Annotated in this window: 13 protein-coding genes; 11 read left to right on the top strand and 2 right to left on the bottom strand. The window is 62.6% G+C overall.

The features are described from left to right. Positions 1-80: 80 nt before the first annotated feature. From NKJ80_RS27140 to NKJ80_RS27095, 10 genes are all read left to right on the top strand, one after another. A complete protein-coding gene (locus NKJ80_RS27140) occupies positions 81-1,226 on the top strand; it encodes an aminodeoxychorismate synthase component I (RefSeq protein ID WP_023671944.1) in 1,146 nt (381 codons plus the stop codon). Next, positions 1,175-1,837 (top strand): aminotransferase class IV family protein, encoded by a 663-nt coding sequence (locus tag NKJ80_RS27135; protein ID WP_031201292.1) that lies wholly within the window; start codon positions 1,175-1,177, stop codon positions 1,835-1,837. The genes NKJ80_RS27140 and NKJ80_RS27135 overlap by 52 nt, the downstream gene beginning before the upstream one ends. Positions 1,838-1,889: 52 nt before the next feature. Beyond that, complete coding sequence (locus NKJ80_RS27130) at positions 1,890-2,813, top strand: heme-dependent oxidative N-demethylase family protein (protein WP_023671946.1); 924 nt, start codon at positions 1,890-1,892, stop codon at positions 2,811-2,813. A 2-nt stretch (positions 2,814-2,815) separates the two neighbouring features. After that, complete coding sequence (locus NKJ80_RS27125; protein ID WP_352498653.1) at positions 2,816-4,054, top strand: hypothetical protein; 1,239 nt, start codon at positions 2,816-2,818, stop codon at positions 4,052-4,054. A 126-nt stretch (positions 4,055-4,180) separates the two neighbouring features. Beyond that, the gene (locus NKJ80_RS27120; RefSeq protein WP_023804714.1) at positions 4,181-5,626 is read left to right on the top strand and encodes a homospermidine synthase; all 1,446 of its coding nucleotides are present in this window, start codon (positions 4,181-4,183) and stop codon (positions 5,624-5,626) included. 188 nt (positions 5,627-5,814) lie between these two features. Next, on the top strand, positions 5,815-6,192 hold the full coding sequence (locus NKJ80_RS27115; RefSeq protein ID WP_023683250.1) for an Omp10 family outer membrane lipoprotein: 378 nt from the start codon (positions 5,815-5,817) through the stop codon (positions 6,190-6,192). 197 nt (positions 6,193-6,389) lie between these two features. Beyond that, positions 6,390-8,417 (top strand): bifunctional metallophosphatase/5'-nucleotidase, encoded by a 2,028-nt coding sequence (locus tag NKJ80_RS27110; RefSeq protein ID WP_023832932.1) that lies wholly within the window; start codon positions 6,390-6,392, stop codon positions 8,415-8,417. A gap of 156 nt (positions 8,418-8,573) precedes the next feature. Beyond that, positions 8,574-9,638, top strand: coding sequence for a ferrochelatase (hemH, locus tag NKJ80_RS27105; protein WP_023828224.1), 1,065 nt, complete (start codon positions 8,574-8,576; stop codon positions 9,636-9,638). 158 nt (positions 9,639-9,796) lie between these two features. Further along, positions 9,797-10,747 (top strand): SPFH domain-containing protein, encoded by a 951-nt coding sequence (locus NKJ80_RS27100; RefSeq protein WP_023701037.1) that lies wholly within the window; start codon positions 9,797-9,799, stop codon positions 10,745-10,747. 96 nt (positions 10,748-10,843) lie between these two features. Beyond that, positions 10,844-11,308, top strand: a complete 465-nt coding sequence (locus NKJ80_RS27095) for an NfeD family protein (RefSeq protein ID WP_352498652.1) — start codon at positions 10,844-10,846, stop codon at positions 11,306-11,308. Positions 11,309-11,395: 87 nt separating this feature from the next. Here the strand turns inward: NKJ80_RS27095 and NKJ80_RS27090 are convergent, their stop codons facing one another. Further along, positions 11,396-12,391, bottom strand: coding sequence for a KpsF/GutQ family sugar-phosphate isomerase (locus NKJ80_RS27090; RefSeq protein WP_023671954.1), 996 nt, complete (start codon positions 12,389-12,391; stop codon positions 11,396-11,398). A gap of 150 nt (positions 12,392-12,541) precedes the next feature. Here NKJ80_RS27090 and NKJ80_RS27085 point away from each other — a divergent pair, with 150 nt between their 5' ends. Next, the gene (locus tag NKJ80_RS27085; protein WP_352498651.1) at positions 12,542-14,326 is read left to right on the top strand and encodes an outer membrane beta-barrel protein; all 1,785 of its coding nucleotides are present in this window, start codon (positions 12,542-12,544) and stop codon (positions 14,324-14,326) included. Here NKJ80_RS27085 and galU read toward each other — a convergent pair whose 3' ends face one another. Next, entirely contained in the window at positions 14,327-15,232 is a 906-nt protein-coding gene (gene galU, locus NKJ80_RS27080; protein ID WP_023671956.1) for a UTP--glucose-1-phosphate uridylyltransferase GalU, read from the bottom strand. It lies immediately after the preceding gene. Positions 15,233-15,320: the final 88 nt, after the last annotated feature.

Raw genomic sequence — 15,320 nt, 5'->3', positions numbered from 1 at the left:
GACGCCGCTCCCTCGATTGCACGCCGCCCGGCCCCCATATAGAGCGGTTCTGGCGTCATCGACCGCAGTACCCGAGCCCCATGCCCCTGCCCTCTGCCATTTTCCGCAACGATGAAAGCGGCCGTCAGTTGGTCTTCGACCACCCGGCCGACATCATCATTGCCTATGATGCCAAGGATTTTCTGCCGGCGCTGGCGGCTGCGCAGGCGGCGAGCGATGCCGGCAAATGGCTGGCCGGCTATTTCTCCTACGAAGCGGGCTATCTGCTCGAACCGAAACTCGTGCCGCTGCTGCCTGAAGGCCGGCGCGCGCCATTGGTTTGTCTGGGTGTCTTCAATGCTCCGGCCGAAGAGGCCGTGCCGCGCAACGATGCGCCGGCCACCAATGGCCCCATCTTCGACGCCAGGGCCAGTTGGTCCGCTCAGGACTACGCCAAACGCTTCGCGCGCCTTCACGACCACATCCGCAAGGGCGACTGCTACCAAGGCAACCTGACCTTTCCGGTCCGTGCCCAATGGTCGGGCGATCCGGTTGCTGCCTTCGACGCACTGACAGGACGCCAGCCGGTCAAGTATGGCGCACTGATTTCGCTCGGCGATCCCATCATCTTATCGCGTTCGCCCGAGCTGTTCTTCGAGATCAATGCCTTAGGCATGATCGAAACCCATCCGATGAAGGGCACCGCACCGCGCGGCGCGACCAAGGCCGAGGACGCGCGGTTGAAGTCCTTCTTGCGCAGCGACGAAAAGAACCAGGCCGAGAACCGGATGATCGTCGATCTCCTGCGCAACGACATCTCCCTGATCAGCGAGATCGGCACGCTGGAAGTGCCGGAACTGTTCCGCATCGAGAGCTACCCGACCGTCCATCAGATGGTGAGCCGTGTGCGGGCGAAGCTTCTGCCTGATCTCGGCATCCGCCAAATCTTTGGCGCGCTGTTTCCCTGTGGCTCGATTACCGGCGCACCGAAAATCCGCGCCATGGAAATCCTGCACGAGCTGGAAGAGACACCGCGCGACGTCTATTGCGGCGCCATCGGCTGGATCGCGCCTGGCGGCATGATGCGCTTTTCGGTGGCGATCCGCACCATATCGCTCTTTTCCAGTGGCGAGGCCGTTTACAATGTCGGCGGCGGCGTCGTCTTCGATTCGACGGCGCAAGAGGAGTATCAGGAGTGTCTGCTGAAGGCGCGCTTCGCGACGGGGACACCGCCGATTTCGAGCTGATCGAGACGATGCGCTGGGAGCCCGGCCAGGGCTTTCTGCGCTTCGAACGCCATCTCGCGCGCCTTTACGGCTCGGCGGAAGAACTCGGCTTTGCCTGCGATCCGCAGCCGATCGGCGAGGTGCTGGCGAATACTATCGGGGCGCAGCAGACGGCGCTGCGCACCCGGCTCGCCCTGCAGCGCAATGGCGAAGTGACCGCCTCGGTCCAGCCCTATGAGCCGTTCGCCGCCGACAAGGTCTGGCGGCTGCGACTGGCGCGGGTGCGGCTCTCTTCCTCGGACGCGCTGCTGCGCCACAAGACCAGCCGGCGACAGATCTACACCCACGCCCGCTCCGAATATCTGATCACCCAGGCCGACGAAGTGTTGCTCGCAAATGAGCGCAGCGAAATCTGCGAAGGCACCATCACCAACGTCTTCGCCGATTTCGGTGATGGCATGCTGATGACACCCAGGCTCGACTGCGGCCTGCTGCCTGGCGTATTGCGCGCCGAGCTGCTGGACGAAGGCCGCGCCCAAGAGGCGATCTACAGCTATGACGAGTTGAAATCCGCCAAAACACTGTTCGTCGGCAATTCTCTGCGCGGCTTGATCCCGGCAACATTGGCCTGATACGAAGCGGCTGCGAGAATAACCGCCGGCATTGGACACTTTCTAGCGAAGCATGAATTCTCGTCAGCCCACGCACACGCCCTATGATGGCTCCTCAAAGCTCTTCACCATCGGGCTGAAGCCGCTCGAACTCGACAAGTGGATCGAGGTCGACCGGTATCTCTTCGACCATCTCGCCGAAAAGCGCCGGCTGTATGCCGAAATTCCCGACAAGGTGTTTGTCGAGGAAGACGGCACGCGCGACGCCCAGCGCGAAGTGCGCGGCCTCCTCGAAGCACATCTGCTGTCGAGATTTCCCGGGATGTACCGGCGCACCAATGCCGGGGTTGAGGTCATTGGCGCCAAAGCCGACTCTGACGCCACCTTCCCCGATGCCCCGCTGGTCGCAGCGTCGCTGCTCGTCCAGGAAGACCTGATCCTGATGCGCCGTGACGACACCGGCTGGCGGCTCGCCGCCGGCTCGCTGTGTTTCCCGTCATCCTGGTCGCTGGTCGAGAAATTCGGCCGGCCGCTGCAGCAGATCCACGCACCGGTGCCGGGCTTCGGTCCGGGCACCAGGCCGGCCGAGCTCATCAACCGCATGTTCGACGGCCTGCAGGGTCAGGCTGTCGAACGCTTCAACTGGTCGATCCAGGCCGACGACGCGCTCTATCATCCGCTCTCCAATGTCGAGCGCATCGACCGTGCCACCAGGCGCCCCTCGCGATTTCCCGACGGCGACGTAAACGCCCACGCCTTCATCCGCGTCGAGCGCCAGACGCTGCGCAAACTGTCCGTCTCGCGCGACATCCTGTTCACCATCCGCATCCATCTCGACCCGTTGAAAGTGCTGGCGCGGCATCCCGACCGGGCAACGCTTGCCGCCTCTTTCGCGGCGCAATTGCAGGCGCTGGATGAGGCTCAACTCGACTACAAGGGGATGACATCAGACCGTGACCGGCTGGTGCAACGCCTGCAAACCATGGCTCAGGAGTGACGATGGTCCGACATGTTCTGAAGCTAGCCGTCCTGCTCGGTGCATTCCTGGCGTTGCCGGCAACAGCGCATGCGGAACCGGTGACCTATGCGGGGAAGCTCGGCAACATCGACATCGTCGTCGAGTTTACCGGTGATCCGGCGACGGCTGGAGAGGCACTGGCGGCGCGCTATTTCTACCGTTCCAAGGGCGTCGATATTCCTCTGCAGGCGAAGTCGAGCAAGGGCGCCACCTTTCAATTGGCCGAGGAAGAAGCCTGCGATGCCAAGAAGTGCGGCGACGGCCAGGCTCCACCCATCGGCGCCGTCTGGCGGTTGAGTTCCGCCGACAAGGGCAAGACGCTGGAAGGCACCTGGACGGCCAAAAAGACCCTGCCGCTGAAGCTGACAAGGATCGCCAGCCGTGCCCAGACGGAGACGCCGGCGACGACGCCACGCGATCTCTATGATTTCACCGACATGACATTCTCGGGCGACGATGCGCCGATCACCATGGCGGCATCGCCCTACGACTATCTCAAGCTGGATTTCGCGCCCAAGGCAGACGCCAAGGAAGGTTGGCCGGATGCAGCCTACAACTATGTCACCGATCCGCGCACCAAATTCGCCAGGCCGCGCATCGTCGATCTCGCCGGCAGTGCGCCGATCGAAGCCGCCAATGCCTTGCTGCAGAACCGCCATTGGCATGACAGCCTCAGCGCCTTGACGTGCGCGGCGCTGCAATATGCCGGTTTCCACGACGGGCCGCCGATGGAGGGCATGGACGACGATTCGCTTGGCGGCTATGAAGACACGACGTCCAAAGTTACGTCATTGACGCCGAAGCTGATGAGCTGGTCGGAATCCGGCAGCCTCTATTGCGGCGGTGCGCATCCGAACAACTATTCCGACGCCTATGTCATGGACGTGCGCCGTGGCGCCTTGCTTACCCTTCAGGACATGTTTTCCGATACGGGCGACGGCAAGCCAGGCCCCTCGCTGGCCGCCTTCGTCAGGGAAAACCGCAAGAAGCCCAGCGACCAGACCGAGGTGGATTACGAGGCCGAATGCGGCATCGACGATTTGATCGGCGACTATCTCGGCGCCAGCCTGAAGCGCGATGGCGACAGGCAGGTTCTGGTCTTCGGCCTGCAAGGTTTGCCCAACGTCATCCAGGCTTGCGGCGGCGATCTCGTTGAAATGCCGGTCTCCGAAGCACAAGCGCTGTTCACACCGGAATTCGCGAAACTGCTCGAACCGTAGGCGTATCTGCACGGCCGGGAACTAACCTTATCCCTGCTTTTCGCTTTATTGTGACAATGATCTATGGTTTGTCGCGCGGCGGTCGAACGGCCGTTTGGCGCGTTGCTTGAAGGAGTGCTCGATAAAATGGCGAATGAAAACTGGCCCGTTTACGGTGAAATCACCGGCCCTGTCGTGATGATCGGCTTTGGTTCGATCGGACGGGGAACGCTGCCTCTGATCGAGCGCCATTTCAAATTCGACAAGTCGCGCATGACGGTCATCGACCCGCTCGACACCGACCGCAAGCTGCTCGACGAGCGCGGCATCGCCTTCGTCCAGGAGCACGTGACCGAGAAAAACTACAAGAAACTGTTGACGCCGCTTTTGACCAATGGCGGCGGCCAGGGCTTTTGCATCAATCTGTCGGTCGATACCGGCTCGGTCGACCTGATGCGGCTCTGCCGCAAGCTCGGCGTGCTCTACATCGACACCGTCGTCGAGCCGTGGCGCGGCTTCTATTTCGACGCCAAGGCCGACAATGCCAGCCGCACCAACTACGCGCTGCGCGAAGCCTTGATCAAGGAGAAGCACGACAAGCCCGGCGGCGCTACCGCGGTTTCGACCTGTGGCGCCAATCCGGGCATGGTCTCGTGGTTCGTCAAGCAGGCGCTGCTGAACCTTGCCGGCGACCTCGGCCTCGAGTTTTCCGAACCGGCGCAGGACGACCGTGACGGCTGGGCGAAGCTGATGAAGAAGGCCGGCGTCAAGGGCATCCACATCGCCGAGCGCGACACCCAGCGCACCAAGAAGCCGAAGCCGATGAACGTGTTCTGGAACACCTGGTCGGTCGAGGGTTTCATCTCGGAAGGGCTGCAGCCGGCCGAGCTCGGCTGGGGCACGCATGAGAGATGGATGCCGAAGAACGGCAAGGAGCACAAGCATGGCTCCAAGGCTGCGATCTATCTCGAACAGCCCGGCGCCAACACCCGCGTGCGCTCCTGGTGCCCGACGCCGGGCGCGCAATACGGTTTCCTGGTGACGCACAATGAGGCGATCTCGATCGCCGACTTCTTCACCGTGCGCGGTAAGAAGGGCAAGGTGCAATACCGCCCGACCTGCCACTATGCCTATCACCCCTGCAACGACGCCGTGTTGTCGCTCCACGAAATGTTCGGCGCTGCCGGCAAGCCGCAGCCGGTCCACCATGTGCTCGACGAAAACGAGCTGGTCGACGGCGTCGACGAGCTTGGCGTGCTGCTCTACGGCCATGCCAAGAACGCCTACTGGTACGGTTCGCAGCTGTCGCTGGCCGAAGCCCGCAAGCTGGCGCCCTACCAGAACGCTACCGGCATGCAGGTCACCTCGGCCGTGCTCGCCGGCATGGTCTGGGCGCTGGAAAACCCGGAGGCCGGCATCGTCGAGGCCGACGAGATGGACTACAAGCGCTGCCTGGAAGTGCAGTCCCAGTATCTCGGACCGGTCAAGGGCTACTACACCGACTGGACGCCGCTCGATAACCGTCCGGGCCTGTTTCCCGAGGACCTCGACAAAAGCGACCCGTGGCAATTCCGCAACATCCTCGTTCGATAGCGGTTCCATACCCCTGCCCCACTGCCTTGCAATCGCCCGGAAATCGGGCGATTGAAGGGATGCGGACGAGAGCAGTGTGCATCCATTTGGACGCGCGAGGGACGGCTCTGGAAACTTGAGGCCACGCACATCGTGTGCTCCAAAACGTCGTTTGACGATTGGGCCGATGCGTCAGGAGAGGATTTGATATGACGATTGCGCGCAAAATTCTTTCTGCGGGCGCGGCGGGCGCTCTTGCGACGATGCTTGCCGCCTGCACCACCGGCGGCTCCGACGGGCCACCGATCTCATCGCAGGCGCGAGGCGTCGAAGGCTCATGGCTGAACGCCGAAGGCAAGGCGGTCTCGACATTGAACGGCGGCGTCTTCACCACCGTTTCGGCGGAGACCGGTGAGAAATTCGCTGACGGCAGCTACACCAAGACCGGCGCCACCTCGGTCGAGATCAACGGAACCTCGCTGATCCGGCAGCAGCCAATCGCTTTCAACTGCCTGCTGGTGTCCATAAACCAGCTGAATTGCACCAGCTCCGCCGGGCAGAACTTCGTGCTGACCAGGCGCGGCTGAACCTTTCCCATGCGGCTTTGCGGATGGCGGCGGCGCGATGCCGCCGCCTTTTTTATGCCGGCAAACCGATGCCGGTTATCCGCCCTGATTCTTCTTGCATCGCCACAACCGCGATGTGAACATACCCGAAATGCTGGCTGTTATCCTGCAGTCGGGCAAGAGCGTTAAACGCCTTTGATCATATCCGGGAGACGAAGATGAAGAAGCTCGCCGCCATTGCCGCCCTCTCTGCCTCGACACTCGGCCTGTCGGCCGCACCATCCTTTGCCGACTACACGTTGAACATCCTGCATTTCAACGATTGGCACAGCCGCATCGAAGGCAACAACAAATACGAGTCGACCTGCTCGGCCGAGGAAGAGACCAAGGGTGAGTGCATCGGCGGCGCCGGCCGGCTGGTCACCGCGATCGCACAGGAGCGCAAGAAGCTCGAAGGCCAGAACGTGCTGCTGCTCAATGCCGGCGACAGCTTTCAGGGATCGCTGTTCTACATCACCTACAAGGGCACGGCGGAGGAGGAATTCCTCAATCAGATCAAGCCCGACGCGGTGACGCTCGGCAACCACGAATTCGACGATGGCGAGAGCGCGCTGGTGCCTTATCTCGACAAGGCGAAGTTCCCGATCGTCAGCGCCAATGTCGTGCCCAACGACAAGTCCGGCGCCGCAGGCAAGATCAAGCCGTCGATTGTGCTTGAGGTCGGCGGCCAGAAGATCGGCATTGTCGGCGCCGTGACCAACGACACACCGGAACTCGCCTCTCCCGGCCCCAACATTACCATCGAGGACGACGTCAAGTCGATCACCGCCGAGGTCGAGAAGCTGAAGGCGCAAGGCGTCAACAAGATAATTGCCGTCACCCATATCGGCTACAGGCGCGAGCGCGATGTCATCGCCAAGATCCCGGGCATCGATGTGGTGGTCGGCGGCCACAGCCATTCGCTTCTGTCCAACACCGACCCGAAGGCTGAAGGCCCCTACCCGACGATGGTCGACAACCCCGACGGCTCCAAGGTGCCTGTGGTGCAGGCCGCGTCCTATTCGAAATATCTCGGCGAATTCAAGGTCGTGTTCGACGACAATGGCAACGTCAAGGAAGCCAGCGGCGACCCGATCTTCCTCGACAAGTCGATCACTCCCGATCCGGCCGTTCTTGCCCGCATCAAGGAGCTTGGCGCGCCGATCGAGGCGCTGAAGAACAAGGAAGTGGCCGAGACCACCGAGGCCATCGACGGCAGCCGCGAAAGCTGCCGCACCAAGGAATGCGCGATGGGCAACCTCGTCTCCGACGCCATCCTCGACCGCGTCAAGGGACAGGGCGTCGAGATCGTCGTCTCGAATGGCGGCGGCCTGCGTGCTTCGATCGACAAGGGCACCGTCACCATGGGCGAGGTGCTGACCGTGCTGCCGTTCCAGAACACGCTGGCGACCTTCCAGATTTCCGGCAAGGATCTGGTTGCCGGGCTGGAAAACGGCGTCAGCCAGGTCGAGGACGGCGGCGGCCGCTTCCCGCAGGTGGCAGGTCTTAAATACTCCTTCGACAAGTCGGTCGCGCCCAATGCCGGCCGAGTCAAGTCGGTCGAGGTGATGCAGAACGGTGCCTGGGCGGCGATCAATCCGGACAAGGACTATCTGGTCGCCACCAACAATTACGTCCGCCAGGGCGGCGACGGCTACAAGGTCTTCGCCGAGAAGGCCAAGAACGCCTATGATTACGGCCCGGGCCTCGAACAGGTGGTCGCCGACTATCTCGCCGCGCACCGGCCCTACACACCCAAGCTCGACGGCCGCATCACCGAGGTTGCCGCAACCGTAGCGGCTGCCCCGGCCGCCGAGCCGGCAAAACCAGCCGAACCGGCACCTGCTCCAGCGGAACCGGCAAAACCGGCCGAGGCTGCACCGGCGGAGCCGGCGATGCCCGCATTGCCGGCAGGCTCCGGCGACATCACCACCACGCCGCCGACTGTCCCGGCGGAAACCGCCCCGGCAACGCCGGCTCCGGCCGAACCGGCAAAACCGGCCGAAGCCGCACCTGCTCCGGCAAAGCCGGCTGACGCCGCCCCGGCCGAAGCCAGCCATGTCATCGTCGCCGGCGATACCTATTGGGATCTCGCCAAAAAGGCCTACGGCGACGGCGCCAAGTGGAAGGTGATCTCCGAGGCCAACAAAGGCTACGAACCACGCCGGCTTCCTGTCGGCGCGACCTTGACCATTCCGGCGAAGTAACCTCGCTTCGCACTTGCGACCAGCAAAACCCGTCCGGGTAACCGGACGGGTTTTTGGCTTTCAAGGTAAGGTGCGGCCAGACGCAGCATTGAAAACTTGCTCCGCATCGCTAGTTTCGCCCGACATCGTCGGTTTTCGCGGTGTCGGGAGACCTTCATGACGCTTTCCACGCCTGTCGACCCCAAAGCCGCGAAAGCGCTCGACCCGCTACCGGCCGGACATCCGCCGGTAAAGGCAGGCAAGATCGGCGTCATGTTGGTCAATCTCGGCACGCCCGACGGTACCGATTTCAAGCCGATGTGGCGCTATCTCCGCGAATTCCTGTCCGATCCGCGCGTCATCGAACTCAACAAGGCGATCTGGTATCCGATCCTCTACGGCTTGGTGCTGACCACCAGACCGAAGAAGTCCGGCGCCAATTACGCCAGGATATGGAACCGCGAGAGGAACGAGTCGCCGCTGCGCACCTACACCCGGGCGCAGGGCGAAAAGCTGGCCGCAGCGCTCATCGACCTACCCGATGTCGTGGTCGACTGGGCGATGCGCTACGGCAACCCCTCGACCGCGAGCGTCGCTCAAAGGCTGGTCGAGCAAGGCTGCGACCGCATCCTGTCGTTCCCACTCTACCCGCAATACTCCGCGACCACGACCGCCACCGCCAATGACCAGCTTTTTCGCGCGCTGATGAAAATGCGTCGCGCACCGGCGGTCCGCAGCGTGCCGCCCTACTATGACGAGCCGGTCTACATCGAGGCGCTCGCCCATTCGATCGAACGGCATCTGGCAACGCTCGACTTCGAGCCGGAGGTGGTCATCACCTCCTATCACGGCATCCCGAAGCCCTATTTCGAAAAGGGCGATCCCTATCACTGCCACTGCCAGAAGACGACACGACTGTTGCGTGAACGACTGGGGTGGGATGAAAAGAAGCTGATCATCACCTTCCAGTCGCGCTTCGGCGTCCAGGAATGGCTGCAGCCCTACACCGACAAGACGATCGAGAAACTGGCGAAGGACGGCGTCAAATCGATCGCCATCGTCAATCCAGGCTTTTCCGTCGACTGCATCGAGACGTTGGACGAAATCGGCCGCGAGGCGGCCGAGACCTTCCATCACGCCGGCGGCGAGAAATTCGCCCACATCCCGTGCCTCAACGACAGTGCAGAAGGCATGGCGGTGATCGAGGCGATGGTGCGGCGCGAGCTGTCGGGCTGGGTCTGAGGCCGCCACGTTGCGGCGATCGACCGCCGCAGTTGCGCTATTCCATGCACTAATAATCAACGATCACCTGATTGTAACATTATTGAAACACACCTAAGTGTTTGGTGAAGTCGGTTGCATGGAATCAACGCCATGGCCGGCATCTGAGGGAGATTCAAATGGACTTCAGTGGTTTCGGTATTGCGATTGGTGCGCTTGCCTTTCTGGTATTGGTGCTTCTTATCAAAGGCATCCGGACAATCCCGCAAGGCTATAATTATACGGTGGAGCGCTTTGGTCGTTACACCAAAACACTAAGCCCCGGCCTCAACCTCATCGTGCCGTTCGTCGACCGCATCGGCGCCAAGATGAACATGATGGAGCAGGTGCTCGACGTTCCGAGCCAGGAAATCATAACGCGCGACAACGCCATTGTCGGCGTCGACGGCATCGCCTTCTACCAGATCCTCAATGCGGCGCAGGCCGCCTACCAGGTCGCCGGCCTGGAGAACGCCATCCTCAATTTGACGATGACCAACATCCGTACCGTCATGGGCTCGATGGACCTCGACGAATTGCTGTCAAACCGCGACGCCATCAACGAACGGCTGCTGCGCGTGGTCGACGAAGCGGCCCATCCGTGGGGCATCAAGATCACCCGCGTCGAGATCAAGGATATCAATCCGCCGGCCAACCTCATCGAATCGATGGGTCGTCAGATGACGGCTGAACGTAACAAGCGTGCGCAGATCCTCGCCGCCGAAGGCCTCAAGCAGTCGCAGATCCTCGAGGCCGAAGGCCGCAAGGAAGCCGCCTTCCGCGACGCCGAGGCACGCGAACGCTCGGCCGAGGCCGAAGCGCGAGCCACCCAGGTTGTATCGGAAGCCATCTCCAAGGGCGACGTGCAGGCACTCAACTACTTCGTGGCGCTCAAATACACCGAAGCGATGGGCAAGATCGGTACCGCCAACAACAGCAAGGTCGTGCTGATGCCGATGGAAGCCTCGGCGCTGATCGGCACGCTCGGCGGCATAAGCGAGATCGCCAGGGAGGTGTTCCGCAGCGAAGGCACCGCCGGCGCCGCCAGGCAGGCAGGCCGCCCTCCGGTGGTTCGCCCGAATGAGAACTGAGACCTGACGAGAACTGAGGTCGCGAGCATGATCCCGAAAAGTGGGAACCGGTTTTCGGAAAAGATCATGCTCCACAGGAAGTAGGAGCGCACGCCCATGTTCGACCGCATCATTTCCGAACTTGGTCCGTGGAACTGGATGGTTCTGGGCTTCGTCCTCCTGGTGATGGAGGTCATCGCGCCAGGAATATTCATGCTGTGGATCGGCATCGCCGCATTGGTAATCGGTGTGATTTCCCTGCTCATCTGGGACGCAAGCTTCTGGGCCTGGGAAGTCCAGGTCCTCGCCTTCCTGGCGCTGTCGCTGGTCTCGGCCCTCGTCGGCAAGAAACTAGTCGGCGGGCGTAATGTCCCGAGTGATCAGCCGCTGCTCAACCGGCGCGGCGCGCAGTTGGTCGGCAGGATGGCAACGCTGGCCGAGCCGATCAAGGACGGTCGCGGCCGCATCAAGCTCGGCGACACGCTGTGGCGCGTCTCCGGTCCCGACCTGCCGGCCGGCACGCAGGTGCGCGTCGTCAGTTCGGCCGACACCGATCTGGAACTGACCGTCGAGGCTGTTTGACATTTCGAAAGCGCATGGCGCTTTCGATCCGGAAAATCAGGGCGCGTCGCGTAGGGCTTCCCGAACGCGACGCGTCCTTTGATTTTTTCAGGCGGCGCCGATGCGTAGCAGGTCGTGCAGATGAACCAGTCCCACGAGCCGCCTGCCTTCGACCACCATCAGGCTCGTAATGGCCGAATTGTTGATAATCTGCAGCGCCGTCGCCACCAGCGTGTCCGGTGTGGCCGTCTTCGGCTTTTTCGTCATCACCTGATCGACGCTCATTTCCATGAGATTGCTGCCGATGTGACGCCTGATGTCGCCATCGGTGATGATGCCCACCAACGCGCCATCCGCCGTCGCGATCGCCACGCAGCCGAAGCCCTTGTTCGACAATTCGAGGATCGCCTCGCGCATGCCCGTGCCGGAAGCCACCAGCGGCAGCCTTTCGCCGACATGCATGATCTCGTGGATCTGCGTGAGATTGGCGCCGAGCTGGCCGCCGGGGTGGAATGTGCGGAAATGGTCGGGCGTGAAGCCGCGCGCTTCGAGCAGCGCGATAGCCAGCGCATCGCCGACCACCAGTTGCAGCAGGGTCGATGTCGTCGGCGCCAGGCCGTGCGGGCAGGCTTCCGGCACGGACGGCAGGAGCAGCACCACGTCGGCCGCGCGCGCCAGCGCCGAGGCCGCGCCCGCGGTAATCGCAATCAGCGGGATCGAGAAGCGCCTGGAATAGGCGACGATGCCCATCAATTCTCTGCTCTCGCCGGACCATGACATGGCGATGATGGCATCGTCTCTGGCGATCATGCCAAGGTCGCCATGATTGGCCTCCGCCGGATGGACGAAGAAGGCAGGCGTGCCGGTCGAAGCCAGACTGGCCGCGATCTTAGTGCCGATATGGCCGCTTTTGCCGACGCCGGTGACTATGACGCGGCCATTGATGCGCGACACCATGTCGACGGCGCGGGCGAAAGGTTCGGCCAGTTCGTTCTCCAGCGCGGCGGCCAATGCCGCCACGCCGGCCTGTTCCGTGGCTACCGTTCTCAGCGCCGAGGCGATCGAAGCCTCCAAAGGCTTCTTTTCTTGGGATCCCGCATGCATGGCTGATGCGATTAGCGCTTTGCCGTTCGCCTGTCCAACAGAATTGCCGTCCAGCCATGTCCGACAGGCACCCCTTCAACCCTCCGTTAACCATCCCCGTTTACGGTTCGGTAAGTATGGCGCGCTTGCGCCGCGCAAGCAGTGGTGACGATGTCGCGGGCCCAACCTCAAGAGAAAAAAGGTCGAACGGGCAGAGCGTTTTGCGCTCTGCTTCTGGCGACGAGCGTGCTCGCTTTGCTGCGGCCAACTGCGCTTCATGCCCAGGAGACCGAGCTGCGCGGCGAAGTTTCGGAATCGGCGATCCTGTCCGACCAGCAGCGCCGGGCCAGGCAATTGAGCAAGGCCAACACGCAGGTCAAGCCCGCCCCTGCCGACACCGCCCCCACGGGAAACACGCCAACCGCTTATGTGCCGGCCAGCGATGGCGCCTTGCCTGATGACACCGACCCGTCACAGGCCGGCGCAAACAGCATTTTCGACCCGCCGGCGACCATCGACGATTCGTTCGCCGACAAGCCGCCAACCGTCCTGCCACGCCGCCCGTCGACGGCAAAGCAACGCGCCGACGCGGATGCAGACAAGGCCAAGGACAAAACCAAGGCTGCCGACGAGAAGAAGCCTGGCAAAGCCACGGACCAGACCACCACCGGAACGACTCCGGACGGCACTGCGGCAGGCGACGCCGATCAGGACATAGCCAACCGCCGTGTCCTCACCGTCGACGGCGTCGACCGACGAAAGCTCGACCCCGGCGCCGAGCGCACCGACGCCATCGAGGGCCTGAAGAAGAAGCTCGAGGACGACCCGTACGCGGCAACCGGCATCAAGGTCGGCTCGTTCCTGCTGCGGCCGGCGCTCGAGCAGGGCGTTGCCGTCACGTCGAACGCCGATTCCAGCGCTGGCGGCAAGTCGGCGGTGCTGTCCGAAACGGCGCTGCGTTTCTCCGCCGCCTCCGATTGGCGCGAGAATTCGGCGGTCATCGACGGCTACGGTAATTTCCGCAACACCATTTCGGGCCAGAAGATCAATGAGGCACGCGGCCGTATCCAAGGCACGTACAATGTCGACCTCGACAATGAACTGCGCGCCATCGCCAAGCTCGGCTACGAGATTGCACCGGAATCGGCCTCCGCGCCCGACGCCATTGCCGGCGTCAAATCGCAGCCGATCCGCCAGACGGTCGACGGCAGCCTCGGCGTCGAGAAGGACGTCGGCAAGATGCGCTTTGCGCTGACCGGCGCCGTCTCCCACGACATCTATGGCGATGCCGAACTTACCGATGGCACCTCGCTGTCGCAGAAGGACCAGGACAACACGCTCTACACCGCAACGTTGCGGACCGGCTATGAAATTTCCCCGGCTCTGACGCCCTTTGCTGAGATTGAGCTCGGCCGCCGGGTATATGACCAACGGATCGACAACAAGGGCTTCGAGCGCTCTTCGACCCGGCTTGGCGCGCGCGCCGGTATCGAAGTCGACATGGGCGAGAAGCTCAAGGGTGAGTTCTCGGCCGGCTGGCTGAGGGAGGCGATCGACGACAAGAACCTGGAGGCGATTTCGGGAGCCACCATCAATGCCGACCTCAAATGGTCGCCCGAGCGCGGTACCATCATCGGCCTCACCGGGCGAACCACGGTCGAAGGCACGACGAATGCCGGTAAGAGCGGCGACATCCTCTATTCCGGCCGCCTCACCGGCGAGCGGCAGATCCGCGCCGACCTGACCGGCAACGCAGCCCTTGGGCTCGACTGGCGCAATTACACCGGCTCCGACGGCCATGACATGACGCTGAGTGCAGAGGCCGGGCTGACCTGGTGGCTGAACCGCTATGTCGGCCTCACCAGCCGCGCCCGCACCGAAAAGCTGACCAGCAATCTGCCCGGGCGCAACTACACCGCCAACAGCATCTATTTGGGGCTGAAGCTGCAGCGGTAGCTAAAAAGCAGCGCCGCGACGCTCGGACGGCTTCATCTCATCGAGCAGCGTGCGGATGACGCCGGCCATGTTCTCGTTCATGTCGCTGCGCCACAGCGCGAAGGCGACATTGGCCTCGACGAAGCCTTCCGGCGAGCCGCAATCGAAGGTGCGGCCCTGAAAGTGGTAGCCAAAGAAGGGCTGCTGCTTTTCCAGCTTCAGCATCGCGTCGGTGAGCTGGATCTCGTTGCCGGCGCCCTTTTCCTGGCTTTCGAGGATCTTGAAAATCTCGGGCTGCAGGATGTAGCGGCCGTTGATGTAGAGATTGGACGGCGCGGTGCCGGTCTTCGGCTTTTCGACCATCTCGGTGATGCGGAAGCCGTGATGCGTGTCCTCGCCGCGGCCGACAATGCCATATTTGTGGGTTTCGGCCGGATCGCATTCCTGCACCGCGATGATGTTGTTGCCGGTCTCCTCGTAGAGCTCGACCATGGCCTTCGTGCAGCTCTTCTCCGACTGCATGATCATGTCGGGCAGCAACAGCGCGAAGGGTTCGTCGCCGACCAGTTCGCGGGCGCACCAGACGGCGTGGCCGAGCCCCATCGGCACCTGCTGGCGGGTGAACGAGGTCTGCCCCGGCGCCGGCTGCAGCCGCTGCAAGCGGGCCAGCTGATCGTCCTTGCCGCGCTGTGCCAGCGTATCATAGAGCTCGAACTGGATATCGAAATGGTCTTCTATGACCGCCTTGTTGCGGCCGGTGACGAAGATGAAATGTTCGATGCCGGCCTCGCGCGCCTCATCGACGACATACTGGATGACCGGCCGGTCGACGACGGTCAGCATCTCCTTGGGAATGGCCTTGGTGGCCGGGAGAAACCGTGTGCCGAGACCGGCGACCGGGAAAACTGCCTTGCGAACTCGCTTCATGCGTCAATTATCCGTTTGAGGGCGTGCCCGGCAATCCCGCCTCGCGACATTTTCGCGCCGGAATTGTGGATTATCGGGCCATTGAGGG

It is taken from the genome of Mesorhizobium sp. M0030 (genome assembly GCF_040323695.1).
In the GTDB taxonomy this organism is placed as follows: domain Bacteria; phylum Pseudomonadota; class Alphaproteobacteria; order Rhizobiales; family Rhizobiaceae; genus Mesorhizobium.
Note: the sequence above shows the minus strand (reverse complement) of the source record. Positions and strands in the feature narration are given on the sequence as shown.

Excerpts from the sequence above, each read along its gene's own strand:
- NKJ80_RS27110 (WP_023832932.1), top strand. The coding sequence starts at position 6,390 with ATGAAGAAGCTCGCCGCCATTGCCGCCCTCTCTGCCTCGACACTCGGC.
- NKJ80_RS27115 (WP_023683250.1), top strand. The coding sequence starts at position 5,815 with ATGACGATTGCGCGCAAAATTCTTTCTGCGGGCGCGGCGGGCGCTCTT.
- NKJ80_RS27100 (WP_023701037.1), top strand. The coding sequence starts at position 9,797 with ATGGACTTCAGTGGTTTCGGTATTGCGATTGGTGCGCTTGCCTTTCTG.
- NKJ80_RS27090 (WP_023671954.1), bottom strand. The coding sequence starts at position 12,391 with ATGCATGCGGGATCCCAAGAAAAGAAGCCTTTGGAGGCTTCGATCGCC.
- galU (WP_023671956.1), bottom strand. The coding sequence starts at position 15,232 with ATGAAGCGAGTTCGCAAGGCAGTTTTCCCGGTCGCCGGTCTCGGCACA.
- hemH (WP_023828224.1), top strand. The coding sequence starts at position 8,574 with ATGACGCTTTCCACGCCTGTCGACCCCAAAGCCGCGAAAGCGCTCGAC.
- NKJ80_RS27140 (WP_023671944.1), top strand. The coding sequence starts at position 81 with ATGCCCCTGCCCTCTGCCATTTTCCGCAACGATGAAAGCGGCCGTCAG.
- NKJ80_RS27125 (WP_352498653.1), top strand. The coding sequence starts at position 2,816 with ATGGTCCGACATGTTCTGAAGCTAGCCGTCCTGCTCGGTGCATTCCTG.
- NKJ80_RS27095 (WP_352498652.1), top strand. The coding sequence starts at position 10,844 with ATGTTCGACCGCATCATTTCCGAACTTGGTCCGTGGAACTGGATGGTT.
- NKJ80_RS27120 (WP_023804714.1), top strand. The coding sequence starts at position 4,181 with ATGGCGAATGAAAACTGGCCCGTTTACGGTGAAATCACCGGCCCTGTC.
- NKJ80_RS27085 (WP_352498651.1), top strand. The coding sequence starts at position 12,542 with ATGTCGCGGGCCCAACCTCAAGAGAAAAAAGGTCGAACGGGCAGAGCG.
- NKJ80_RS27130 (WP_023671946.1), top strand. The coding sequence starts at position 1,890 with ATGAATTCTCGTCAGCCCACGCACACGCCCTATGATGGCTCCTCAAAG.